This is a genomic window from Psychrobacter sp. M13, from assembly GCF_030718935.1.
GTDB classification, from domain to species: Bacteria; Pseudomonadota; Gammaproteobacteria; order Pseudomonadales; family Moraxellaceae; genus Psychrobacter; species Psychrobacter immobilis_G.
Window position 1 is genome coordinate 2,903,709 of sequence record NZ_CP132194.1, and the last position, 24,947, is coordinate 2,928,655.

Sequence of the window (24,947 nt, forward strand, 5' to 3'; positions counted from 1 at the left end):
TATATAAAGGCTGTTTTATATGTTATATCTAAGTATACCAATACGGTAGAGTCCAACTATCAATTTAAGGTCTCATAAAACTTTTGTATACCATCAGCCAAATTATCATTAGCAGAGCTTTGCATATGTTGTACCAAGGCTTGCAGTTGTAAAATATTATCGCATTTTTCTAAACTGAGCATATACACCCAAGCTTCTTGACCTGGTGCTTTTTGTTCAATGTAAGCAGCTAATTCTGCTCTTTTACTTTCAAAATCGGCATTAAAATTTTTATCATAATAATGCTTTTCATCGTCTGATAACTCTTTAGGTTCTGTCTCAATCTCAGTCTCAAAGCCTGCCGCTACATTTACTTCTATATTCTGCACGCGTTGCGCATCCTCATCTGAGAGTGTCGCTGTTTCAGATGCTGCGAATAAGCTTGTCTCTGTAGGCTCACCTTGATCACTGGACGCAACCTCTATATATTGCAAATCTTGCAATAGCTCAAAAAGTACGGCTACTCCGCCCGACTCGGCAAATATCTCACTGCTATCCAAAGACTTAAGATAGCTGTCATAGTGACTTTCCCCGTCAATTAAAAACAGCAAAGTTCGAGCCTGACGTGGCAATATATCTAATTCTTTATTTTTGATCTTTTCACGTCCTAGAGCACTTTTTTGAAATACTTGGCTATTATTCATTTGTGGACCCAATTCGGCTAGTTAGTTCGATACTTCTTAACTATTTGTCTAACATAGTTTTAATACTAAAGTATTGAAACTACTTTTCATAGAGGTTTTGATAGCTTCATAAAAAACGAGGCGTTAAGCTTTAATATATAGCTTAACACCTCGTTAGTTTTTATTACTTTTTTTATAATAGCAATCTTATAGACTAGCAGTAATAGCTACTCATCAAGCAAACGCTCGTCTACCTTTTGACGGAATTTTTGTCCTGTCTTAAAAGTAACCACGCGACGAGCGGATACTGCAACCGCTTCGCCCGTTTTAGGATTGCGACCTGGACGACTGTTTTTGTCCTTGAGCTCAAAGTTACCAAAACCCGAAAGCTTGACCTCTTTACCTTTGATTAAACTCTCTGATAATTCCTCAAAAAAATTCTCTACCAAGCAACGTCCTTCTTGACGAGTGATGTTCAGACGGCTCATCAAATGCTCGATCATATCGGATTTGGTTAAAGTGCTCACAGTATGACTCCTATGCTGTTTTGCTATAGTGTGGCTAATATCTGCTATAACTAATTTATGTGAGTAAGCTGGCGTATTATTAAATACAGCTTGGCTATTATAAATGATTTTTGCCTAGTTTTTAATAAAAGATACAATAAAACCTTTTATTAATAACAAGTTACTGTTATCACTTAGCGCCTTTATGATTTTATCCTGTAACAGATAAGACTTTTATAACGCTAAAGCTAATGATAAATTTGCTAAAATCAACTTTAGCTATCGCGCAATTGTGCATTATGTTTTGAGCTTAAAGCTGTCACTACTTTATCAGTAGCGGCTTTGATTGATTCATCAGATAAAGTTTGCGTAGGGTCCTGCCACGTTAAAGCAAAGGCTAATGAACGTTGGCCTTCTGGTACCTTGTCGCCCTGATATACATCAAACAGCCACATATCTTTTAGTAGTTCGCCTGCCACGCTACGTATCGTAGCTTGCAAGGCTTGCACACTAATATCACTATTGACTAAGATTGCGATATCACGGCGAACCTGTGGGAATTTGCTCGGCGTCGCAATCAGCTGCTGTTCGCGTGCCAACGCCAATAATGGTGCTAAGGCCAATTGTGCTACCCAAGTCACTGGTAGATCCAGCTGCTTTGCGGTATTAGGGTGTAGCTGCCCAAGCCAGCCAATATAATGATCATCTATGTAGAGCTTCGCGCCCTGCCCTGGGTGTAAAAAGTCTAAATCACTACGCTCATAGCGGATGCGAGCGCTATCTGTCTGCACTGGTAGCAGCTGCTCAATATCGTGTTTTAGATCATAGAAGTCGGTAGCACGGTTTTGATAAGCTTGCTCATCCCAAACATTGCCAACAGCAACCAGAGCGATACTAGGCGTCTGCACTAACTCGCTGATGTTTTGCCCAACAAAGCTTAAACCCGTCTCAAAGAATCGAATACGAGACTGCTGACGATTAAGGTTATATTGCACACAAGGTAGCAAGCTTGATAAAAGCGTACGACGCATCACCGCTAGATCACTGGAGATCGGATTAGCGAGTGGTAATACTGCCCCTAACGCTTCATCATCTATCATAGCTTCTAATTTAGCATCGCTAAAACTAAAGCTAATCGCTTCCATATAACCAATATCGACTAACGCCAATTTCATCTCATGGGTCAAATCTGCCGTATCGTCATAGTTCATACTGACTTGTAGATGAGGTAGCACGCTAGGTATATTGTCATAGCCATAGATACGCGCCAACTCTTCGATTAGATCTTCGCTTATACTCATATCAAAACGATACGATGGCGGCGTGCAGATCAGCGTATTATCTTGCTGCGCCACTGCAAATCCTAATTGCGTCAAGATACGCACCATAGTATCTACTGCAATCTCAATACCTAGCACCTCTGCTACTTTGGTAATAGGTAAGATAATAGCCTTGCGCGCAGGCAACTGATCGAGTTGCTCAACTGTTACAATTTTGCCAGCTTTACCAGCTGCAATAGTTGTAATTAAATCAGTAGCGCGTGCTAGCGCTAAAGCTGGCAACTCAAAGTCAACCCCACGCTCAAAACGCTGCGAGGCATCGGTATGCAGACCAAAGCGGCGCGCGCGTGCGGCGATAGCAAGCGGACTAAAAAAAGCGCTCTCAAGCACAATATTAGTCGTGCTATCAGTGACACTACTGCGTTTGCCACCCATGATACCTGCTAGTGCCAACACCCCTTCATCATCAGCAATCACCAGCTCATCACCATTTAAGGTCACAGTCTGATCATTGAGTAAGGTAAGGCTCTCTTGAGACTCAGCCAAACGCACTATTATGCTACCTTTGATCGTATCGGCATCAAAAGCATGCAAGGGCTGACCCAATTCCATCAGCACATAGTTGGTCACATCGACTAAAAAATTATGGCTACGTAGGCCCGACTGCACTAGTCTATCCGCCAGCCATTTTGGGGTAGCTATACTACGATCGATATCGCTAATAGCCTGCAATAAGTAGCGTGGGCATTGCTCTATAGCATCAATAACGACAGTAGGTGTAGCAAAGCTACTATTAGCGGCATCATCATTGGCCATAGTAATCTCTGGTGGCTGCATAGTCATACTATTGGTGACTGCAATCTCACGCGCGATACCACGGACGCTAAAGCAATCACCGCGATTAGGGGTGATTGAGATATCAAGTATTTGGTTATCTAAGCCTAAATACTCGCGGATATCGGTACCAACAGGAGCGTCGCTAGGCAGTGCTAATAGACCATCAATATCGTCTACTAGGTCAATCTCAGAGGCGCCGCAAAGCATACCATTTGAGGCGACGCCGCGCAGCTCGCTGGCTTTGATATGAAAACCCGCTTTACCATTACTGCCATCGCTGGTAGGCAATACTGCACCGATAGTGGCGACAGGCGCTTTCATACCAACCGCTACATTTGGAGCACCACAAACGATTTGAAGAAGCTCATCTCCTCCAACATTCACTTGCGTTACTCTCAGCTTATCAGCATCAGGGTGTTGCTCGACGCTGATGACTTCACCGACGACAACGCCGTTAAAGGCACGAGCAACCGCATAACGATCATCAATCTCTAGTCCTGCCATCGTTAATTGTTCGGCCAACGCTTCGCTAGTATTCGTGGGGTTCACCCATTGACGTAGCCACTGTTCGCTAATTTTCATAAGTATCTCGGATCAGAATTTTAGAATAAAGGTAGACGTATTAATATTAAAAACAAAAATCTAGCCAAACTGCTTTAAAAATCGTACGTCATTTTGGAAGAATAAACGCAAGTCATCTATACCGTAATACAGCATCGCAAAGCGCTCAATACCCATACCAAAAGCGAATCCAGTATATTTTTCAGCATCGATACCACAGTTGGTTAGCACTTGTGGGTGCACCATGCCGCAGCCCATCACCTCTAACCACTTACCATTGTCATCTAAGATATCAACCTCAGCGGATGGCTCAGTAAATGGGAAGAAAGACGGACGGAAACGAACGGTCAACTCTTTGGCGAAGAACGCTTCTAGAAATTCACTAATCAAACCTTTTAATTCAGCAAAGGTGCTCGACTCGGTTACCATCAAGCCTTCTAACTGATGAAACATTGGCGAATGAGTCTGGTCTGAATCATTACGATACACGCGACCTGGGCAGATAATGCGAATCGGCGGAGCGCTTTGCTCCATAGTCCGTATCTGTACAGGACTGGTGTGCGTACGTAGTAGATAATGCGCATCAAAATAAAAAGTATCGTGCATCGCGCGCGCAGGATGATGCGAGGGAATATTTAGTGCTTCAAAATTATAATAGTCGCTCTCAACCTCAGGACCTGTCGCTACGTTAAAACCCGCCTGTACAAAAAACTGCTGCATACGCTGAGTGATCATAGTGACAGGATGCAAATGACCTTTCGCACTACCGCGAGCTGGCAAGGTAATATCAATGCTCTCGCTGGCAAGCTTAGCGTTTAGCGCTTGAGTCTCTACCTGTTGCTGCTGCTCAGTCAATGCTTCTTGGATACTAGTGCGGGCCCCGTGCAACCAACCGCCATAAGTCTTTTTGTCGTCAGCGCCAAGCTTACCCATCTGCTTTGAGAAGCCCGTTAATAGGCTCTTTTTACCCGTAAACTGCACACGCAGCTCTTGTAATGCGGGCACATCATCTGCTTGATTGATAAGCATTTGGGCGTGACTTGCAAACTCGATTAGCTGAGCTTCAGTCAGCTGATTGAGCTCTAATGGTAGAGTCGGTAACGCCGACAAATCGGTAGCAGCAGGGGTAGTCATAAGACGCATTATTCCTGATTTAAACAACGTATTGAGGGTTTGAGTGAATATGGCAAATTATCTACTTAGAAATAATTTGAATATTCAAACAATAACTATAAAAAAAGCCACCGACTAGCGGTAGCTTTTATTAATAGTAGAGTATTAATCAATATCAATCTCGTCTTTAACACTCATCAACGGAGCATCAAAAAAGATTAATATTTATGCCAGTTCCGCTTTTGCTTTTTCAACGAGTGCAGTGAAAGTCGCTGCATCATGCATAGCGATGTCAGCAAGTACGCGACGATCGATATCGATGTTAGCCAATTTCATGCCATTGATAAAGCGGCTATAGCTTAAACCGTTTAAGCGTGCACCAGCATTGATACGTGCAATCCAAAGACGACGGAAAGTACGTTTTTTGTTGCGACGGTCACGATAAGCATATTGACCAGCTTTAGTAACTGCCTGTACTGCTACGCGATAAACACGTGAGCGAGCACCATAATAACCTTTAGCGCGTTTTAAGATTTTTTTGTGACGGCGATTTGCCTGTACACCACGTTTTACACGGGCCATAATTTACTCCAAGATTCTTTAAATACAGTAAGCGATATTAATTGCTGTTAGGCGATAGATTGCAAAGTCAGATAACTTTTGTACTACTACTTTTATATTAGATAAAAATGATAATAGCCCAAAAGTGACTTTAGTCAATTAGATGTATGGGCACATACGACGAACTGCTGCTTCGTCAGACTTGTCCACCATCTTAAGACCACGCAACTGGCGAATACGCTTAGCTGATTTCTTGGTCAAAATGTGGCTCTTAAATGCTTGCTTACGCTTGAAGCCATTTGCTGTTTTTTTGAAGCGTTTAGCTGCACCGCTTCTAGTTTTCATCTTATTTTTCATGATGAGTTGCCTCTTTTTCTGTGTTAGAACCTGGTCGTCAAATAGTTGATTAAGTTAGTAATTATATCGATAACTACCAAACCTCTATTTGCCTCGAGGTGGGAGGCGCTATTTTAGCAGAAGTGTTGTGATTTTGCCACCGCTAGTTTTGAATTTTATACCTGCGCCAACGATATGCACATTTAGTATTAGTTTTGTTTAATGAGGCGCTGCTCCGGTCTCGCTTTCAGTTGGTTTTCACAGTATCATCGTTATATAAACCACCCCTATTTCATAATTCTTATAAGATTATTTTTATGACTTCCTCTATTCTCGCTACTCCTGATTGGCTCACTACTATCACTTTTAATCAAGACGGTTTAATTCCTGCCATTGCCCAAGATCACGCGTCAGGGCGCATTCTGATGATGGCATGGATGAATGCCGAGGCACTACAATTGACCGCGCAGACTCAGACTGCTGTTTATTATTCACGCTCGCGAGCTAAGCTTTGGCATAAGGGAGAGACCTCTGGACACACACAACAAGTTCATGATATTCGCTTAGACTGCGACGCTGATGTGATCGTGCTTAGCGTGACTCAAATAGGTGGTATCGCCTGTCATACGGGTCGTGAGTCCTGTTTTTATCAGCGCCTAGATCTATCAGGGTCTACGCCAAAATGGCAAACGGTTGATGCGGTCTTAAAAGATCCCAGCGACATTTATGGTAGTAAGGATGATGCCGACGATAATAAAAGCACTATTGGACAATCTGTAGATAATAAAACGGTAGATGATAAAACCAAAGCGCTTATCAATCGCTCAGTCCTTCAACAGCTCGATACCGTTTTGGCTGAACGCAAACAAGCCGATAGCGATAGCTCTTATGTGGCCAGTCTCTATGCTAAAGGTCTCAATAAAATCCTAGAAAAAGTAGGCGAGGAAGCGACGGAAAGTATTATTGCCGCCAAGGACTTTGCACATAGCAATGAGCAAGCCGATAAAGCTGACTATGATGCCGCGCGTGATGAGCTTATCTATGAAGTCGCGGACGTCTGGTTTCATACTCTAGTGAGCTTAGCTTGGTTCGATATCGAATCTGATGCAGTATTGAATGAGTTAGGACGCCGTTTTGGTCTCTCAGGTATTGATGAAAAAGCGGCTCGCTAATCATTAAAGTGTCTAATTAATCCATTAAACTACTTAGGGTTAATCGATCATCTAAGCTATTGATTCAGTCAACCCAACAACCGTAACGTTGTTTTTGCCTTTTTATGGTCAGTACGCGTTATAATATAGGACTACTGACCTGAAGTTTTGGTTACTGGTTTTATCAAGATAATAAGGACAACGTTATGGGTAGTTTCTCCATTACACATTGGTTAATTCTGTTAGTCGTCGTCGTTGTAGTCTTTGGCACCTCTAAACTGAAAAATGCTGGCAAAGATCTGGGCGGCGCGGTAAAAGGCTTTAAAGAAGCGGTAAAAGATGAAGAGGTTGAACACGCCAAAAAACACCGTGTCCTCGATCATGATGCTGGCATACCTACTGACCCTCACGCTACGCCTGCTCATACCACTGATGATATCGAAATCAGCCCTGCGCCTACTGATGATCAGCACAGAGTGTAAGCTGTTTGCGACTGTCATAAATAGTGATGCTTAACCCTTATGTTTGATATTGGCTTTTCTGAGATTTTCTTATTCGGTGTTATTGCCTTGATTGTCTTGGGCCCTGAGAAATTGCCACAAGCAGCGCGTACTGCTGGGCAATGGTATGCCAAATTGCGTCGTACTGTTACGACGATTCAGTCTGAGATAGAAGCTGAATTGGATCTAGCCGAGACTAGGCAGCAGATGCAAGATGAGTTGGCCAGTATTCGCAAGACTCGATCCGATATGGCTAATGAGATGGCCCAAATGCGTGGCAGTCTCAAGTCTTTTGAAAACTCGCAAAACGATAGTATTAAAGCGGATCAGTTTACTACGCTGAATAAAGAGCAGCAAAACTCGCCTGCAGAATTCTCCTATGCTTATGATAGCGATGCTCCTGATGACCTAGAGAAGACATCAGAGTCGTTACTGTCTGGCAGTCAAGCAAATGATCAGGCTGACAATCAAGCTAATGATCAAACTGCTACAAAAGACAGCCATCAAAATGAAAATAAAATTAATGGCCAAACTGTCGTTATCGATAAACCACCACTAATGACACGTCCTTGGGAGAACATGTGGTTTCGACTAGGCGCTTATGATCAAGTACGTCGTCTGCCAGCAGCGCCCTATTTACCCAACTATAAAGCGGATATACTGTTGTACACTAATGATACTGCCGATAGCACTCGTAGCAAGACTACTTTAGAGACACAGCAGGCTGAGAAATGAGTCTATTTAAACGCCAAAAAAGCCGCCAGCAAAAGCTAGAAAAGTCAGAAAGCTCTGCGCCTAGTGAGCAACCCAAAGAGATGTTAGATACACTAGGTGATATGCCGATTACTCAGCATTTGATTGAGCTACGCGCACATTTAGTCAAAATATGTATCGCGGTATTAATTATATTTTTGGCATTAGTAGGCTTTTCGCGTGAGCTATATGACTTTTTATCCAATCCATTAGTAGCGCAATTACCCGCTAACTCCACGATGATCGCCACTGATATCACTTCTAACTTTATGGCGCCTATTCGCCTAACTATATTTGTCGCGGCATTTGTGGCGATGCCTTATATTTTGTATCAGATATGGTCGTTTGTCGCGCCTGGCCTGTATAAAAAAGAGAAGAAAATAGCCGTACCTGTGCTGCTATCCTCGATAATGCTGTTTTATGCTGGGGTTGCGTTTGCTTACTTTATTGTGCTCAAAGGGGTATTAAAGTTCTTTATTATGTTCGCCCCGCAAAATGTTTTACCAATGACCGATATCGATAGCTACTTAAGCTTTGCACTCAAGCTATTTATGGTGTTTGGACTGACTTTTGAGATACCAGTAGTGACTTTTTTATTGATATTGGTCGGTATTGTCTCCATTGACAGCCTAGAGGATAAACGCCGTTATATCATTGTCGGCTGTTTTGGTGTCGCTGCGGTTGTGACGCCGCCTGATGGGATATCGATGTTGATGCTCGCCTTTCCTATGTGGCTACTGTTTGAGCTGGGTCTATTGTTAGCAAAATTGCTAATCAAAGATAAAGCTAAGATAGAAACCAGTGCAGTTTTAGCTGATGAGTAGTTAATTGAGACGTTATTAACCGCTAATATCCTTTATACTAGGCTGAGAAAATACTGAACTAAAAAACACTAGGCTCACAAACTCATAACTTTTAATTTATTTAATATTTACCAGCCATTGTTTATACCTTGGCTTTTTTTAGCGCTATAGCTTTTATGCTTAATACTTTTAACTCTTATATGTTTCAAAATTTTTAGGTAGCTTTTATGTCTGCATCCATGCCCGCTTATATGAGTAGTCCAACCGATGAGCAGCTTGCTGCGCTCAATATGGCGATGGATCACAAGTCGTTTAAGGTGGTGGCGTATGCAGGTGCAGGTAAGACGACCACACTCAAGCTTATTGGTGAGCGCCTGCGCGGTCGCGGATTATACTTAGCTTTTAATAAAGCTATTTCCAATGATGCGCGCTCAAAATTTCCAGGTCATGTGGATTGTCGCACCTTTCACTCCTTGGCCTATCGCCATGTACCGCGCGATATCACCGCCAAACTATCATTACCGCGATTTTCACCGAAGCGCTTGGGCGATGACTTGGGCTTGCGACCCGTGCAAGTGCGGCGGCAAATGGACGGCGTTAATAAATATATTACTTTGACGCCAGCGCGTCTGGCTCGTTTTGTCAGCGATGCGGTGAGTAACTTTTGTAGCACCCATGCCAGCTATCCTGCGCCAAGACATATCGACTTTCCTAAATGGCTAGATGAGTCAGATGCTGAGCAACTGCGTGAGATGCTCTATCCTGCCGTTGAGCAGCGCTGGCTACAGTCGATAGATGCGCGTCATCCAGCGGGTATCGGTCATGATATTTATCTGAAATTGTGGGCATTATCTAAGCCAAGTATTCCCGCTGATTTTATTCTGTTTGATGAAGCGCAGGATGCTGATCCACTGATGATGGGTATCTTAACCCAACAGTCCAAACAAGTGATTTATGTTGGCGACGCGCATCAGCAGATTTATGAATGGCGCGGTGCGGTCAATGCGATGAAAAAGCTGCCACTGCCGCAGACTTTATTAACCCAGTCGTTTCGTTTTGGTGATCCTATTGCTGAGGTTGCTAATACTTTATTAAAAGCCTTGCAAGAAGATGTGCCATTAATAGGCAATCCGAATAAACAGTCATCAACGGTAAAAGGATTGGTTCATAGCAAAAAGGACGCGATACTCTGTCGCACCAATGCGGCGGCGATGTCGCAATTATTAACGGGTCTAAAATTAGGCCATCGTGTGGCATTACAAGCGGATACCGAGCGGATGCTAAAGTTCTGTCAAGCGGCTGAAAATTTGAAAAATGGTAAGTCGGCTTATGGCGTGCCTGAGCTGGCTTATTTTTATAACTGGTCAGATGTACAAGAGTATTCTGAGACCTCTGAGGGTAGCGATCTTAAGACTTTAGTCAAGCTAGTCGATGATCATGGTACTAAGGTATTAACTCAAGCAGTAAATAGTCTTACTAAAATTGAAAATGCTGATTATGTCATCTCAACCGCGCATAAAGCTAAAGGGCTGGAATGGGGTAAAGTGCAATTAGATGATGACTTTTATTATGATGTCACAACTAACGGTATTAAGATTAGTCCTGAGGAATTGCGCTTGCTATATGTGGCTTGTACCCGCGCACAAGTGAACTTAGATATTGCTAATATTCAACCGCTGATATCAGGATTGCAGACGGGTAAAAAGGTTATTTATGGGAGTTAGGTTTGGTTAGATATATTCAAAGTTCTTTAAACTGAGCTTGATTCTTTGTAGGCTGGGTTTTTAACCCAGCATTTATACTTTGCAAAGTCTTGTAGCTGGGTTAAAAACCCAGCCTACGCCAACTGTAACTTTTCATAAGGTTTTCCATTATGAAAAGTTATTAGGAAATTATAATCTTGGTTCGATACCATTTGGACAAATCCTTACTTTATACTTGCCACCCATTTTCTCTGATTTTCCGTCCACAATAATTGATCCGTCTATCTTGTCATATGAGTAGTCTTGCCAATTATCCGTAAAACCTAAATGATGTGATTTGCTTTGAAAATCACCACATTCAAAAATTTCAATATCACCATCATTAATTCCATTTCTGTGTACACGTACTGTGCAGTTTTCCCTTTGAACACCATATTTAATAGAGTCATAAGTTACTCTTGCTGAGAAAAAAAGATGACCAACAGGTTCAACTTTAAAGTTAATCGTATTTCTCCACTCATTAAGAAACTCATTTATTGCTAAAAAATTATTCATCTTAATTTTTCCTTTTAATTTATGGATTAATATCGTATTCAGTTAGTAGTCAACTACAAGGTTTGAAGTAAGGTTATTAAAAACTATGAACTCAAATCAACACAAATAAATTGAGATAAGCTATCATACCTTTTTATATCACACCCTATGAACGCAATGTCATTTTCCGATAAATTCTTCGCCAACCCCGTCCGTCTCCTAGCGCCAATGGAAGGCTTGACCGATCCTCTCATGCGGCAAATATTAACGCAGATTGCCGCTGATTTAGGTCGCCCTTATGATTGGTCAGTGAGTGAGTTTATTCGCGTGACTCAGCATGTCTTGCCTGCGCATGTCTTCTATCGATTCGTGCCAGAATTACATAATGATGCTAGGACGACATCAGGTACGCCTATTCATATCCAATTGCTTGGTAGCGAAGCCCAACTGATGGCAGAGAATGCTGCCTATGCTTGTGAGCTTGGCGCCCCTGCTATCGATATTAATTTTGGTTGTCCCGCTAAGACCGTCAATAGCCATCGCGGTGGCTCAGTATTGTTGGATGAACCTGAGGTAATGTACGAGATTATCAGTGCGGTACGTCAAGCCGTGCCTAACGATATTCCAGTCTCCGCCAAGATACGTCTCGGCTATACCGATACTAGTAGAATGGATGATATTCGCGGCGCTATCGCAGCTAGCGGTACAGATTGGCTGACTATTCATGCACGCACCAAAACCCAAGGCTATAAGCCACCTGCTTATTGGGATAAGATTCAGAGCTTTAATGCCCTCGATATACCTGTCATCGCTAATGGTGAGATTTGGAATAGCGAACAAGCCCTAAACTGTATGCAGCAGTCAGCAACTCAGCATCTGATGTTAGGTCGAGGAGCAGTGACACGCCCAGATTTACTAGCGCAAGTAGAAAAGTCGACTGGGAATAATTTGATTGATAATGCTGAGTTATCTTGGCAAGTGCTATTGAATCATCAGATTAAATTCTTAGAGGGCGCCGCAAAAAACGATGTGGTACTAGTCGGTCGCTATAAGCAGTGGCTCGGTATGCTGAGTAAAGGCTACGTTGAAGCGCAGCCTTTATGGAATGAGATTAAGCGCGAGAGAAATAGAGTAGCTATTATTGAAACGCTGAAAACTAGCTTGCAACAATAATCACTTTTATAATAAGAATTTTTTGAATCGTTAGCCACTATAACTATTAAAATTACAGCGTTTTAGCATTAAAAGATTGCCAAAGTCTTAAACACTAATGCGAATTGCTAGATAGAACAACATCAAACTACATACCATCGATAATACCCAAAGTATTGAGCGAAACATCGGCAAGTTAGTAATATAAGCGACGCAGTAGCCAATGCGGATCAGCACATATAACCAAGCTAAAATATTGATAATGGACTGTGGCACAAAAAATAGCATCGCAACTAACACTGCTGCCAGAAATATCGGCAGCGTCTCATAACTGTTTTGTTGAGCGGCATTAGCTCTTGCTGCTAACCCCGTGGCATTTTGCATAAAATCACGAGGATTGGCATTGTTCCTGATCTTAAATCCGCCAAACACCTTAGCCGCTAGAGAAACCAACCACGGCAATAAACTAGCAACTAGCATTGCCCATATTGCTGACGCTGCGGTATCAGAGATAAATCCAAAAAGCATATTCATAATCTCAATGACCCCTACCCTGCAATCACTTCATAATCATGAGTGATATTTACGCCACCTTGCACCAGCATACGACTAGCCGAGCAATACTTTTCCGCAGAAAGTCTAATCGCTCTTTCGACTTGCTTGTCTGCTATATCAGAACCTGTGACTACAAAATGCATATGGATAGCGGTATAAACAGCGGGAACAGTTTCGGCCCGCTCAGCGGTCAACTCACAACGCACATCCGTTACCTCTTGACGTGACTTTTGTAGTATCGATACCACATCATAACTCGCACAGCCGCCAAGTCCGAGCAATATCAGCTCCATTGGACTCGCGCCTTTTTCTTTATCCGCATCTATCTGTACATTATGCCCTGATGGCGATACGCCCATAAAAGCTTTGCTCTCTTGCCAAGTAACGCTTGCTTTTGACTCTGCCATTGTTAACTATCCTTTTTTTAAATCTCTACTCATATAAAGTAAAATTAGTGCTGAAATTTTAGGTGTTCAGTTTAGCACAAGCTAAAAGCTGTTTTTATAGCTCAATTGTCATAGCTAAAATTATCTACTATTACCTGTTTAGATAATCGCTACTTTTAGATAGCAATCCTGATTCAATTATTATCACCATACATAGTCGTGAAACATTTTATAGCAAAATATTGTTACACATTTTGATGGTTTCTTGGTTTAATAGCAGTAATGAAACTCATTTTTATCAGGTAGCTATAGTAGTCACCCAATAATAATTATGACTACTGTTTATACCCTGTAAAAACGAGATCTTTTAAATGATTAAAAGGTTACGCTATGATAGATGCAGACGGCTTTCGCGCCAATGTCGGCATCATCTTGGCGAATACACAAGGACAAGTGCTATGGGCAAAACGCATTGGTCATAACGCTTGGCAGTTTCCTCAAGGTGGTATTGACCGTGGGGAGACGCCAATGGATGCGATGTATCGAGAGCTCTGGGAAGAGGTCGGATTACACCCGCGTCATGTAGACTTACTGGCAGTTACCCAAGATTGGCTACGTTACCGTTTGCCCAATCGTTACGTGCGCCATGGACAACACCCTTTGTGTATTGGGCAAAAACAGAAGTGGTTTTTGCTGCGCTTAGATGAGCTGAACACTCAACACATCCGCTTTGATGAAGGCAAGCCAGAATTTGACCATTGGCAATGGGTCAGCTACTGGTATCCCCTCGGACAAGTGATTCACTTTAAACGCGGAGTATATCGCCGAGCTTTACAGGAGCTAGTACGTGAGCTACCGCTAAAGCAAGAGCTGATTATCCCAGAACAGGACAATCATTTACTGATGGAATAAATAGATGATTTGATTTATAAAGTAAAAACACCTTTGTTAGGCGCTAGCATCTTTAGCGTTTAACAGAGGTTTTTTTATGTCTAATGCTGAGAGCACAATTCAAGAATTATATATCAAACCCAAAATATATGACTAAAAGTGCTCGACTCGTTTAGCTTTTGTAGGGTGCGCTACGCCTACTATTAATGGTGCGATGGAGCGTACCCTACGGCTTGATTCATCTTATAAATCTAAACATAATTTAAAGATCGGTCGTTTCACGACTAATAAGTTGAGCTTTTAGTTCTGACTCATCAGCTTTTGTACAGCGTAGAGTTAAAATACTTTGCGTTCTAGTGCCATAGCTTGGCATTTTTATAGCGGTATCGTTTAAAACTATCGGTGCGATAAACACTGATGATAATGCTTGCTCAATTGGCTTTGCTACACCTGTTTTAGGTAATTTATTCTCAGGTGCCAATGTCTTATCAGACATCACGTCAAGGGCAGCATCTTGCCAATAATCTAAACGGCTATCCTCACCTATTAACGGCAATACTTCTTGTCTTAAACGTCCGCGCAATTTTTCAGTTTTAAACCAACCCTCATCAGGCTGACCATTAGAGAACACATGCAGACCTGAGTGTAGCGCTGTTGGCGCATAGCCGCGATTATTGACAATAACCGCTTGCTTATCGTTGCCAATAATCAAATTAAACCCTGCATAATTTTGCAAATTTATTTGCCTTGCAAAAGCCATTGGTGATAAATCGCTGGTCAGAAAGTTGGTGACTAATTCACCGCGCGAGCGCTCATCTGCACTTGCTTGCACGCCATCACGAAAGTTCAATACCGCGGCCCAACGTCCATTTTGTTTAGCAGTGACTTGATGTTGTTGTTGATACGATTGTTGCTGCTTTTGTCGATAGACGCCTAGCCAAGTGCCACCACTTTGGCTATCACGACCCGCGTAGACTGGTTGATCTGACCACTGGTGTAAAGCCTGAGTTGGACGCTCAAGGAACTCATCACGATTAGACAATAGTACCAGTGGTAGTTCATCAAACAGCTGCCAAGCAATGGCGACGATGCACATAGTTATCCTTGTTTAGTTGTTTATTTTAATAGTTGCCTGTTAACGTTTTTTTAGCAGGATAACTCAGCTGATAGGTACTTTGCACCGTTTGCGACTGCTGACTTGGCAAGTTAAATTCCCAAGCGACTATGCCTTTATTATCATTCCAATCGCGCTCAGTCACTGGTGGTGTATAGGTCGCATTGACTTTGAGGTCATCATCACGACTGATCGGCTCACTACCTAATACTTGCAGGCGAATAGGGCGAGTGTGCTGATTGGTAAACTGATAAGCTTGGGTTTTGGTTAAAGTCTGGGTGCGATTAAATGCGCCTTGGTCGCCTTGCTTGTCTTCATTATCCAATTGCTTGACGATCATATTAGGGTCAATACCAAAACCGATCCCTTGCTCTTTTAGCAGCTGATAGCTGTAGCGCGACTGACCGATGTAGTTATCGTCGCGGTACAACTGCAAGGAGCCATCCACCCAAGCTGGGGTCAAGAACGGTGCTGACGCATACCAATAGCCTGCCAGCTCAGCGCTTGGCGTACTACGAACCCAAACCTTACTAGGACCTGATTGCTCATCCAGCAAAGTCCGCACGCGGCGACCATCGCTAGGAATACTAATACGCTGTGGTAGCTTATATTCAATAATGCCATTTTTATTCTGACTACTTACGGTAAAGCTAGGTAGCGGCGCCATACCAGCATCCATTGCATCAGCCTCAGACATTCGTCCAGAGACCACAACAGGTACGGGAGCATAAGCAGGTTCCATCATCGGCTGCACACTAACGGTTTTATTATTTTCTTCATACAGCCCTAATCGCGGCACATTAGGCAATTGACCCGTGGTATTTTTATTAGGATTCACAGAGCTTAGCGTCAGGGGCACATTGATCCAGTTCTCACCCGTTTGCTGAGCAATGACAGCCGATGCGGTAATAGCCAACTGCTCACTCTCAGTGTTAAGCCGCGCCTGATAGGTCGGCTGCCAACTCGCACCGCGCACTTGGTAATGTAGCTTAACGGAACTTGGGCTGCGACTGGCTGTACGTACACTGACTTGGGTCACATTATTACGAGTAGAGGTCGTGCTGCCAGCCATCAGCTGATTGAGAGCATCCTGCGCCCGAGCTTGGCGCTGCTGAATATCTAATATTTTCTTATTAATAGCAGTGGCCTGAGTATCTAAGTCGCGCACATTATTAGCAAGCGTACCATCGATACTGATTTGCGTCACTTTAGCTAAGTTTTGCAAATAGACTTTAGTTAAATAAGCGGCTTCTAATTCGGCATTAATATCTGCTAGATTATCTTGTCCAGTTTGTACTTTGGCATCGCCTTGATACTGACACTGCGCCGCCTGCTCCCCGCTCAAGTCTTCAATACTGACTTCACCGATATTGACGTTAGCAGCTGCTTGCACGCTCAAACTATCTTTATCTATAAATGGTGATAAACAAGAGAATACCAGCGTTTGCTCGCCGCTGCCATTGATAGGCAGTGCTCTAGTAACGCTAGCAAGACCCTGATAGATAGTGACTTGCTCAACTTGGCTGTTAGCAGCTTGGATACTAGGGCTAATCATAGCCAGCGCAACGCTAGACAAGAGCACTGCTGCCAATCGTTTATCATTAATGAGTGGCTGATTTTTTGTATTCATTACAGTCAAAATCTTTGTTGATTGAAGCTTTTGCATAAATACTTCCTCAAAATTTAAGAGCCGTTTTTCTATACTAGCGGTTTTTTATAGCCTTTGCTATTCATTGCATTATGCTAGTGTTCGTTCAAGTCGAATTTTGCTATTATAGTCAGCACTTTACTACCCTATTTAAGACACTTTTATGATCATTCATCCCCAGTACGATCCCGTAGCCCTGTCTATGGGCCCAGTCGAAGTACACTGGTACGGTTTAATGTATTTGTTGGCCTTTGCAGCCGCTTACGGTTTGGCTTGGTATCGCAGCACCAAACGCGATAACTGGTCGACAGATATGGTCTCAGACTTAGTGTTTTTTGGTGCGCTTGGGGTGATATTAGGCGGTCGTATCGGCTACGTCTTATTTTATCAATTCGGTGAATTATTACAAAACCCAGCTTATCTGTTTAAAGTTTGGGAAGGCGGCATGTCCTTTCACGGCGGCTTAATTGGCGTTGGTCTTGGCATGTTGTATTTTGCCCGTAAATATAAAAAGACCCCATTTCAAGTGCTCGACTTTATCGTACCTTGTGTACCGACAGGGTTATTATTCGGTCGTATAGGTAACTATATCAATGGCGAGCTATGGGGACGTGTCTCTGATGGCGGCTATAATTGGCTGACCTATTTTCCGCAAGCGGCGCAAGCTGATTTGGCATTACTACAGACCAATCCTGCGCTTCAACAGCTAGTCACTGAGGTCAATGGCCAAGCGCTACTGCCACGCCATCCCTCACAGCTTTATCAAGCGCTAACCGAAGGCCTACTACTGTTCCTACTCTTGTGGTGGTACTCAAGCAAGCCGCGTCCACGTATGGCCGTCACTGGTGTCTTTATGCTCGGTTATGGCTTTAGTCGCTTCATCGTCGAATTCTTCCGTCAGCCCGATGCTGATCAAGGGTTTATTCTTTTAGGCTGGGTGACTAAAGGGCAAATACTAAGTGCGCCAATGATTGTCATCGGCATTTTCTTAATTATTTACGCTTACAAGCGCGATATTTATGACTGGGGTCGCCAGTCGGCTTATTAAGATGTTTTGAAACTGAGGTAGCTTGAAATTGAGTAACATCAAAAGTAAATGACATTGAAAGTAAGTCATATTAAAACCAAAGATTATGGAATTTGAAAAGTCATGATTACTACGAAGAATGAAGCGGCTTACCTTGATTTATTAAGGCTAGTATTAGCTGAAGGTACTGAAAAAGGCGATCGTACGGGTACAGGTACGTTAAGTCATTTTGGCGCACAATTACGCTTTGATTTACAGGCGGGCTTTCCGCTAATGACCACCAAAAAGGTACACTTTAAGTCCATCGCTTATGAGCTACTATGGTTTTTGAGTGGTAGCACTCATGTCGATTATTTACAACAGAATAACGTACGTATCTGGAATGAATGGGCAACGGGTGAGCAGACTGCGCACTTTAATCGCGTTGAAGGTGATTTAGGGCCTATATATGGTCATCAATGGCGTAATTATGGCGCTAGTAAAACAGCTACTGGATACAATCAGGATGGTGTTGATCAAATCACTGACGTCATTGAGCAGATAAAAACCAATCCTAATTCGCGGCGCTTGATTGTCTCAGGTTGGAATCCAGCTGAGGCCAATCAGGTCGCATTGCCACCTTGTCATACCCTATTTCAATTCTTTGTCGCGGATAATAAACTGTCTTGTCAGCTCTATCAGCGCTCAGCCGATTTATTCTTAGGTGTGCCGTTTAATATTGCCAGCTATGCGCTACTCACCCACATGGTCGCGCAGGTTTGTGACTTAGAGGTCGGTGAGTTTATCTGGACAGGTGGTGATTGTCATATCTATCAAAACCACCGCGAACAGGTAGAGTTGCAACTATCGCGCTCACTAATGATGCTTCCTACTTTAAAGTTAAACCCTGATGTAAAAGATATTCTTGACTTTAGATACGAAGATATTAGCGTTGAAAACTATGAGTCGCATCCTGCTATCAAGGCTAAAGTTGCAGTATAAAAGCTATTTTTTACACTGTTTTGACGTGATTTTTCAATAAGCAAAAAGGACATTTTATGAGCTATGCCAACACCGAAGTTGCCCAAATCGCCGCTATTAGTAGCAATCGTTGTATCGGTAAAAACAATAACCTACCTTGGCATATCTCAGCCGATTTGCAACATTTTAAAAAGATGACGACTGCCAATAGCGATAGTGACATTAAAGGTATTGTCATCATGGGCCGTAAAACCTTTGAGTCAATGAACAGTAAACCGCTACCAAAACGCATTAGCTTCATTATCACGAGTCAGTTGGATTATGCTCAGAAAAAGGGTTTAGAAAACTGCGATAATGCTTATGTTGTGCATAATTTGGATGATGCTTTGACCCAAGCCGCCAGCCTTGCGCATGGCGCGCATTTGGAAACGATTTGGGTGATCGGTGGTGAGCAAGTATTTGGCAATGCAATGATGTATACCGACCGTATTGAGCTGACTCATGTAGCTACTGAAATCAATGATGGCGATGCTTTTTACCCTGAGCTGCCAAGCGACTTTAAAGCTGCTCAAGAGTCTGAGCAGATGAACGATGATAAAAGTGGTTTGGACTTTAAATTTGTGAGTTATAAGAGAGAAAAAAGTCGCTAAGCTTTCGACAGTAGCGACTTTTTAAAATCATAATTTTCGGCACAATTTGGCGTAGGGTGCGCTCTGCGCACCAATAACGGATTATACCCTAATATTTGTAGTCTGGTTTTCAGTGAGTTATTACGATTTAAGGAAACTTTATTTAAAGAGTTTACCTTGCGAAACTGAAATTGCAGTGCAATTTTTTGATGTTTTTCAAGGCTAAAGCACCAGTCTACAAAATGTCAGATTTCATTAAAAGTCATATAATCAAAAACCTACTCATGCAACACCTTATAAACCGTCTTGGCGAGCACAGGCCCAATACCTGTTACGCCTGCCAGCTCTTGCTGCGACGCTCCTAACAACTGCTGCAAGCCGCCAAAGTGATTAAGCAAATCACGGCGGCGCTTTTCACCTAGCCCTGGTATCACTTCTAACACTGAAGACGAGCGACGCTTATCACGCTTTTTACGATGCGCAGTAATGGCAAAGCGATGCGCTTCATCACGAATATGCATCAGTAAATGCAAAGCCTTGCTATCCATCGGTAGATCTAACGGCTCGTGGTTCAAGAAATGTAATACCTCAAGCCCGGCTTTACGCCCTTCTCCCTTTGCGACACTGACCAGCAAAGTATCGTTAAGCATATCCAGCTCAATCAGCACTTCTTTCGCCATACTCAGCTGACCTTTACCACCGTCAATCAATAATAAATCGGGTAACGGCTGCTTCTTATAGCGGCGAGTCAGTACTTGTTTCATCGCTGCATAGTCATCACCACCGACGATATCATGGATCGCATATTGACGATAATCACGCCTACGCGAGCCGCCCTGATCAAACACCACGCAGCTACCAATTGTTGCCTCACCCATCGTGTGCGAGATATCAAAACATTCAATACGGTCGATGACTCGATCCGTTACCGTAGTCAGCACATCTTTGAGCGCGCCAAAACGCGCATGCAGCTCCAGATAATCGCCTAATTTAGTTTTTAGGGCGTTATGAGCGTTAAGAGTCGCTAGATCCAGCCATTCGGCACGATGCTCACGGACGCTGGTTTTGATAACCACTTTGCTACCAAAATGAGTTGCCAAGGCCTCAGCAACCGCCAACTGATCAGGTAACTCATGACTTAAGATAATCTCCGCAGGCAAGTCGTCGGTCACTTGAAAATAAAACGACATAATAAAGGCGGATAGGTTATCTGCTAGCGGCTCGCTACTATCGACATCAGGGAAGTAGTTTTTGCCACCTAGCACGCGACCGCCACGTACTGTCAGCACATTAACTGTAGTCATGCCCGCTTGACTATCAATAGCTATCACATCCGCCTCGCCTTGCACGGTATAGACAGCTTGTCTTGCTTGCACTTCGCGTAGCATCGATAGCTGGTCGCGATAAAACACCGCCTTTTCAAAATCTAGCTCTTCAGCTGCGCCTTCCATCTTTTCAATCAGCGTACTATGAATGTCGCTAGAATCACCCTTTAAAAAGCGGATAGTATTATTAACATCTTCGATATAGTCCTCTGGCGTTACCAGACCGACGCAAGGCGCACGGCAGCGCTTGATTTGATACTCAAGGCAAGGACGTTTACGCTGTTTAAAAAAGGTATTGGTACATTGGCGCATCTGAAACATCTTTTGCATCAGCACTAATGTCTCTTTTGCAGCATGAGCTGAGGGAAACGGGCCGAAGAATTTGCCTTTTTGATGATTGCCTTTACCGCGTCCATAAGCCAATCGTGGATAAGGTTTATCTGCTGAAATAAAGACATAGAGATAAGACTTATCGTCACGTAGCATCACGTTATAAGGCGGACGATATTCTTTGATTAAATTTTGCTCAAGTAATAGCGCTTCGGTCTCGCTACGGGTAATGATCGTTTCGATATTATCAATACGGGCAACTAATGCACGAGTTTTCGGATGGTCGATGGTCTTAGCAAAGTAGCTATTAACCCGACTTTTAAGTGATTTTGCCTTGCCAACATAGAGAATATCACCATTTTTACCCAGCATCTTATATACCCCTGGCAAATTAGGCAGGCGTTTGATGAGATGTTTTAGACGGACTTTCCGATCCTCTTTGTCATTATTATTGCTATTATTGACGCTGTTATTATTAACAGTAGTTACTTCTGGAGCTTTGGCCATAATTAATAATACTCATAAAAACGCTGGGTTACGCTTAGTTATGGGGTAATTTTGCTTAAATTGCAAGCACAAAAAAGCCAGCGCTAGGCTGACTTTTAGAAGTTAGGAGACGTCATTTGGTAACAGAATACTAATGACGGAAGCTGGCTACTAGCGCAGGAATACCTGGCAGCATACCGACGATAGCCATAACACCCGTTAGAATAATAAACACGGCTGCTGGTATTATCCAGCGACTCATTTTGGATAAGTTGGCACTACGCTCTTTGGAACCAATTAAGCCCAAATTATCTAGTAGCAAGGTAATCGACCAACCGAATGCTGGATTAACTAAAGCTGAAGCAAACACCACAATCGCTGCTGACTGGGTGGTTTTACCTTCGCGCGTCATCTCCATACCAGCCTCTAGTAGCGGAATAAAGACGCCAACGATTAAGGCCACACACATCACAGGTTCCCAAATCGCTAAATCCATCGGATAGCCCCAAAGACCAGCAATCAGACAGAACAACGCGGTTAATACCGCACCAGCAGGAATCGGACGCTTAGCAATCGCCGCAGGAACAATATAAGTTCCCCACGATGACGCAAAGTTAGCACCACCAAGTACTGAGCCAGCTACTTGTCTTATAGAAGCACTGGTCATCGTATCATCAATATCCATTAGCACGCGCTCAGTCCGTTTTGGATAACTTATCTTTTGGAACACTTGATGACCCAAAAAATCAGGCGACCACATAGCGACAGCCAGTACAGCAAAAGGAAGTACTACGATAAAGCTCTCAACCGTTGGCAACCCTAGCATCCAGCCTGTGTTCTCACCCCACCAATAAGCAGGACTCATATGCGGCAAGCCTGGAGCAGTTTTAAACTCGAATGGCGCACCCATAGCAAACGCCACGCCGCCACCCAGTAGACAGCTGAGCGGTACGGCAAGCCAACGCTTCTGGTAATTTTCTAACACCGCATAAAGCACGATGGTTAGCAAAATTACGGTAAAGGCAATATGCGACATACCAATGCCCTCTGCCCATGCAAATAGATTCTTAACTTGTGAGGTGGTGCCAATAAAGCCTAGGTATAGTAGTAAACCGCCGCACACTCCCTTACTCGTTAAATTTGCCAGCAGACTTCCACCTTTACTGATGGCTAATAGCAGCCCAAATGCACCAATGAGCAAGCCAAAGGCCATCGGATGACCACCGGCAGCGACGACAATAGGAATGAGCGGAATTAACGGGCCATGAGTCCCTGCTAAGTTAGCAGTCGGTAATAATAAGCCTGAGAATAAAAAGACAAAAACAGCGACAATCAGTAATTCATAACGAACGTTTTCTAATACAAAGGCCTCGCTCAATCCGAGTGGCCCTGCAAAAGTAGCCGCAATCGCACCAACCATGACGACTTTGCCGATAGTCGCTGCCATCGCAGGAATAGTATCCTCATATTCAAAGCGGTAGTCACGAAAAGGTAGGTTAACTCGCCAGCGTTTAGGCTGCATGATTTGCAATTCATGCTTTAGATAAGCATCGCGGTTTTTGAAACTAGCGCTTGGTTTGTGCAGATTTGGATAACTGTCAGGTAGTTCATTAGAATCGTTATTACTAGGGTTGTTGTTACCATCGTGATTGCTATCAGAGGAATTGGGTTGCTGGAGACTATGCTCGACAGCCGAATCTTGAGTACTACTCATCACACCACCTTATAACGTCTGAAACCATTTATCAAAGTAAGCTATCAAAATAAGAACTATTTGAGTGCGGCAGACGATTATTTGTTTTAGTAAACAAATGAGCCGCCCAACACAAATTGATAGCTATTGTAAGTTACAAGGTTTTCAGATTCGAGCAGCATATGCCAAATTAGCCGTTAAAAAGATACAAAATGTATCAACACTAACATTATGGATATCTTAAACACTGGCCGATAAAATATAGTTTAGTGTCTAACTCTTATTTTTAGACCCGCTGGACGTTTTTTTACCCAATTGATAAATTTTTTTACTTCACTATGTGCTTGCAAACGCTCAACGCTGTGATAGTAGCTCGCCAGTTCATGGTTATCGAACAGTCGATGCACTTGACTGTGGCAAGGTCGACAGAGCATAGCAATATCGGTTTTCATTGCTACGCGGCTAAAATGGCGCTGGGTCCGAGTTTTATTGTGCCGTGCCAGTGGGATAAGATGATGGCGAGTCAGTGGCAACTCAGTACGAGCACATAACTCACAAGCGCTGTCAGTATTAATATCGCTTTGCGTAGTAGTTAAATTATTATTATGAGACATAATTATTTCCCTGCTTTTAAACCAGTTACGCATTAAGACTGGTAGATAATTCCATTATTAATTATTATAGACCTCTTTTATCAGCTTAGAGCGTACAAAAGCTCAGGGCGTGTTGAACCCTTGCGATAATTATAAAAATACCACAGGATATCTGTATGAGCCTATTACCGAAGAATTTTGAAACCTTTAAGCGTAAAACTAAAAAGAATATCATGCCGCTACTATCTCCCCATTTATTGAAGCTGCGTATTAACAGCTACGCGCCTTATGTCGGCGCTGGCATTAAGGTTGAGCATGTTGACTTAGATCAAGGGCTATGTGTGGTCAGCATGGGTCTAAATGCGCTTAATAAAAACATTGTCGGTACCCAGTTTGGTGGTAGCTTATATTCGATGATCGACCCGTTTTATATGACTATGCTATTGCATCAGCTTGGTGGCAGCTATGTAGTCTGGGATAAAAGCTCGCACATTGAGTTTATAGCGCCAGGTAAGACCAAAGTCACTGCCCGTATAAAAATACCCAACGATGAAATTGCTCAAATTCGCAAGCTGGCCGAGGATGGCGAAGCAGTATTTCGTAATTATAAAACTGAGATTGTTGATACTCAGCAAAAAGTCATCGCTACCGTAACCAAAACCGTTTATATCCGTTTGCGTAATCACAGCAAATCTAAAGATCAAAGTAGCCCTATAGCGGCTATTGATTAGAGAGCATTTTTACTTAGGTCGTGTTGAACGATTAAAACTCAATGTAATTTAAAGTCTACTATCTTAAGTTATAGATACAAAAACCCCAGTTTGGCATTAGCACAAACTGGGGTTTTGTCTTTTTTGG

Annotated in this window: 25 protein-coding genes; 11 read left to right on the forward strand and 14 right to left on the reverse strand. The window is 43.0% G+C overall.

Annotation, left to right across the window (positions count from 1 at the left end):
- Positions 1–59: 59 nt before the first annotated feature.
- From Q9G97_RS12280 to rpmI, 6 genes are all read right to left on the reverse strand, one after another.
- Positions 60–683: a hypothetical protein gene (locus tag Q9G97_RS12280; protein ID WP_305899044.1), complete on the reverse strand. Its 624-nt coding sequence runs from the start codon at positions 681–683 to the stop codon at positions 60–62.
- 206 nt (positions 684–889) lie between these two features.
- Positions 890–1,189, reverse strand: a complete 300-nt coding sequence (locus Q9G97_RS12285) for an integration host factor subunit alpha (protein ID WP_201570389.1) — start codon at positions 1,187–1,189, stop codon at positions 890–892.
- A 254-nt stretch (positions 1,190–1,443) separates the two neighbouring features.
- The gene (gene pheT, locus Q9G97_RS12290) at positions 1,444–3,867 is read right to left on the reverse strand and encodes a phenylalanine--tRNA ligase subunit beta (RefSeq protein ID WP_305899045.1); all 2,424 of its coding nucleotides are present in this window, start codon (positions 3,865–3,867) and stop codon (positions 1,444–1,446) included.
- 60 nt (positions 3,868–3,927) lie between these two features.
- Positions 3,928–4,980, reverse strand: coding sequence for a phenylalanine--tRNA ligase subunit alpha (gene pheS / locus Q9G97_RS12295; RefSeq protein WP_201570391.1), 1,053 nt, complete (start codon positions 4,978–4,980; stop codon positions 3,928–3,930).
- A 204-nt stretch (positions 4,981–5,184) separates the two neighbouring features.
- Positions 5,185–5,541: a 50S ribosomal protein L20 gene (rplT, locus tag Q9G97_RS12300; protein WP_201570392.1), complete on the reverse strand. Its 357-nt coding sequence runs from the start codon at positions 5,539–5,541 to the stop codon at positions 5,185–5,187.
- Between the two features lie 138 nt (positions 5,542–5,679).
- Entirely contained in the window at positions 5,680–5,877 is a 198-nt protein-coding gene (gene rpmI, locus Q9G97_RS12305) for a 50S ribosomal protein L35 (protein ID WP_201570393.1), read from the reverse strand.
- A gap of 296 nt (positions 5,878–6,173) precedes the next feature.
- On the opposite strand from rpmI, the gene hisIE reads away from it, so the two are divergent.
- From hisIE to Q9G97_RS12330, 5 genes are all read left to right on the forward strand, one after another.
- Positions 6,174–7,028, forward strand: coding sequence for a bifunctional phosphoribosyl-AMP cyclohydrolase/phosphoribosyl-ATP diphosphatase HisIE (hisIE, locus tag Q9G97_RS12310; RefSeq protein ID WP_305899046.1), 855 nt, complete (start codon positions 6,174–6,176; stop codon positions 7,026–7,028).
- A 185-nt stretch (positions 7,029–7,213) separates the two neighbouring features.
- Positions 7,214–7,489: a Sec-independent protein translocase subunit TatA gene (tatA, locus tag Q9G97_RS12315; protein WP_201570397.1), complete on the forward strand. Its 276-nt coding sequence runs from the start codon at positions 7,214–7,216 to the stop codon at positions 7,487–7,489.
- A gap of 39 nt (positions 7,490–7,528) precedes the next feature.
- Entirely contained in the window at positions 7,529–8,242 is a 714-nt protein-coding gene (gene tatB / locus Q9G97_RS12320; RefSeq protein ID WP_305899047.1) for a Sec-independent protein translocase protein TatB, read from the forward strand.
- Positions 8,243–8,322: 80 nt separating this feature from the next.
- On the forward strand, positions 8,323–9,084 hold the full coding sequence (gene tatC, locus Q9G97_RS12325) for a twin-arginine translocase subunit TatC (protein ID WP_371747948.1): 762 nt from the start codon (positions 8,323–8,325) through the stop codon (positions 9,082–9,084).
- A 206-nt stretch (positions 9,085–9,290) separates the two neighbouring features.
- Positions 9,291–10,787 carry a UvrD-helicase domain-containing protein gene (locus Q9G97_RS12330; protein WP_305899049.1) on the forward strand — a complete coding sequence of 499 codons (1,497 nt, stop codon included), beginning with the start codon at positions 9,291–9,293 and terminating at the stop codon, positions 10,785–10,787.
- Positions 10,788–10,955: 168 nt separating this feature from the next.
- Here the strand turns inward: Q9G97_RS12330 and Q9G97_RS12335 are convergent, their stop codons facing one another.
- A complete protein-coding gene (locus Q9G97_RS12335) occupies positions 10,956–11,321 on the reverse strand; it encodes a hypothetical protein (RefSeq protein ID WP_305899050.1) in 366 nt (121 codons plus the stop codon).
- A 156-nt stretch (positions 11,322–11,477) separates the two neighbouring features.
- Between Q9G97_RS12335 and Q9G97_RS12340 the strand changes: the two genes are divergently transcribed.
- Positions 11,478–12,473 carry a tRNA-dihydrouridine synthase gene (locus tag Q9G97_RS12340; RefSeq protein WP_305899051.1) on the forward strand — a complete coding sequence of 332 codons (996 nt, stop codon included), beginning with the start codon at positions 11,478–11,480 and terminating at the stop codon, positions 12,471–12,473.
- An 87-nt stretch (positions 12,474–12,560) separates the two neighbouring features.
- On the opposite strand, the gene Q9G97_RS12345 is transcribed toward Q9G97_RS12340, so the two are convergent.
- Positions 12,561–12,986, reverse strand: coding sequence for an MAPEG family protein (locus tag Q9G97_RS12345; protein ID WP_305899052.1), 426 nt, complete (start codon positions 12,984–12,986; stop codon positions 12,561–12,563).
- A gap of 14 nt (positions 12,987–13,000) precedes the next feature.
- Positions 13,001–13,414 (reverse strand): OsmC family protein, encoded by a 414-nt coding sequence (locus Q9G97_RS12350; RefSeq protein WP_201570410.1) that lies wholly within the window; start codon positions 13,412–13,414, stop codon positions 13,001–13,003.
- Positions 13,415–13,783: 369 nt separating this feature from the next.
- Between Q9G97_RS12350 and Q9G97_RS12355 the strand changes: the two genes are divergently transcribed.
- Positions 13,784–14,305: an RNA pyrophosphohydrolase gene (locus Q9G97_RS12355; protein WP_305899053.1), complete on the forward strand. Its 522-nt coding sequence runs from the start codon at positions 13,784–13,786 to the stop codon at positions 14,303–14,305.
- A 241-nt stretch (positions 14,306–14,546) separates the two neighbouring features.
- On the opposite strand, the gene Q9G97_RS12360 is transcribed toward Q9G97_RS12355, so the two are convergent.
- Both Q9G97_RS12360 and Q9G97_RS12365 read right to left on the reverse strand, forming a co-directional pair.
- Positions 14,547–15,380, reverse strand: coding sequence for an NRDE family protein (locus tag Q9G97_RS12360; RefSeq protein ID WP_305899054.1), 834 nt, complete (start codon positions 15,378–15,380; stop codon positions 14,547–14,549).
- A 25-nt stretch (positions 15,381–15,405) separates the two neighbouring features.
- Positions 15,406–17,064, reverse strand: coding sequence for a DUF4139 domain-containing protein (locus Q9G97_RS12365; RefSeq protein ID WP_305899055.1), 1,659 nt, complete (start codon positions 17,062–17,064; stop codon positions 15,406–15,408).
- A gap of 145 nt (positions 17,065–17,209) precedes the next feature.
- Between Q9G97_RS12365 and lgt the strand changes: the two genes are divergently transcribed.
- From lgt to Q9G97_RS12380, 3 genes are all read left to right on the forward strand, one after another.
- The gene (gene lgt / locus Q9G97_RS12370) at positions 17,210–18,094 is read left to right on the forward strand and encodes a prolipoprotein diacylglyceryl transferase (protein ID WP_305899056.1); all 885 of its coding nucleotides are present in this window, start codon (positions 17,210–17,212) and stop codon (positions 18,092–18,094) included.
- Between the two features lie 102 nt (positions 18,095–18,196).
- A complete protein-coding gene (locus tag Q9G97_RS12375) occupies positions 18,197–19,054 on the forward strand; it encodes a thymidylate synthase (RefSeq protein ID WP_305899057.1) in 858 nt (285 codons plus the stop codon).
- Between the two features lie 56 nt (positions 19,055–19,110).
- Positions 19,111–19,683 carry a dihydrofolate reductase gene (locus Q9G97_RS12380; RefSeq protein ID WP_305899058.1) on the forward strand — a complete coding sequence of 191 codons (573 nt, stop codon included), beginning with the start codon at positions 19,111–19,113 and terminating at the stop codon, positions 19,681–19,683.
- Between the two features lie 257 nt (positions 19,684–19,940).
- On the opposite strand, the gene uvrC is transcribed toward Q9G97_RS12380, so the two are convergent.
- The 3 genes from uvrC to Q9G97_RS12395 form a co-directional block, all read right to left on the reverse strand.
- Positions 19,941–21,824, reverse strand: coding sequence for an excinuclease ABC subunit UvrC (gene uvrC, locus Q9G97_RS12385; RefSeq protein ID WP_305899059.1), 1,884 nt, complete (start codon positions 21,822–21,824; stop codon positions 19,941–19,943).
- 130 nt (positions 21,825–21,954) lie between these two features.
- Positions 21,955–23,517 carry a DUF3360 family protein gene (locus Q9G97_RS12390; RefSeq protein ID WP_201570433.1) on the reverse strand — a complete coding sequence of 521 codons (1,563 nt, stop codon included), beginning with the start codon at positions 23,515–23,517 and terminating at the stop codon, positions 21,955–21,957.
- 245 nt (positions 23,518–23,762) lie between these two features.
- Positions 23,763–24,110: an HNH endonuclease gene (locus Q9G97_RS12395; RefSeq protein WP_305899060.1), complete on the reverse strand. Its 348-nt coding sequence runs from the start codon at positions 24,108–24,110 to the stop codon at positions 23,763–23,765.
- A gap of 155 nt (positions 24,111–24,265) precedes the next feature.
- On the opposite strand from Q9G97_RS12395, the gene Q9G97_RS12400 reads away from it, so the two are divergent.
- Positions 24,266–24,820 carry a DUF4442 domain-containing protein gene (locus tag Q9G97_RS12400; RefSeq protein WP_305899061.1) on the forward strand — a complete coding sequence of 185 codons (555 nt, stop codon included), beginning with the start codon at positions 24,266–24,268 and terminating at the stop codon, positions 24,818–24,820.
- The last annotated feature ends 127 nt before the right edge of the window (positions 24,821–24,947 follow it).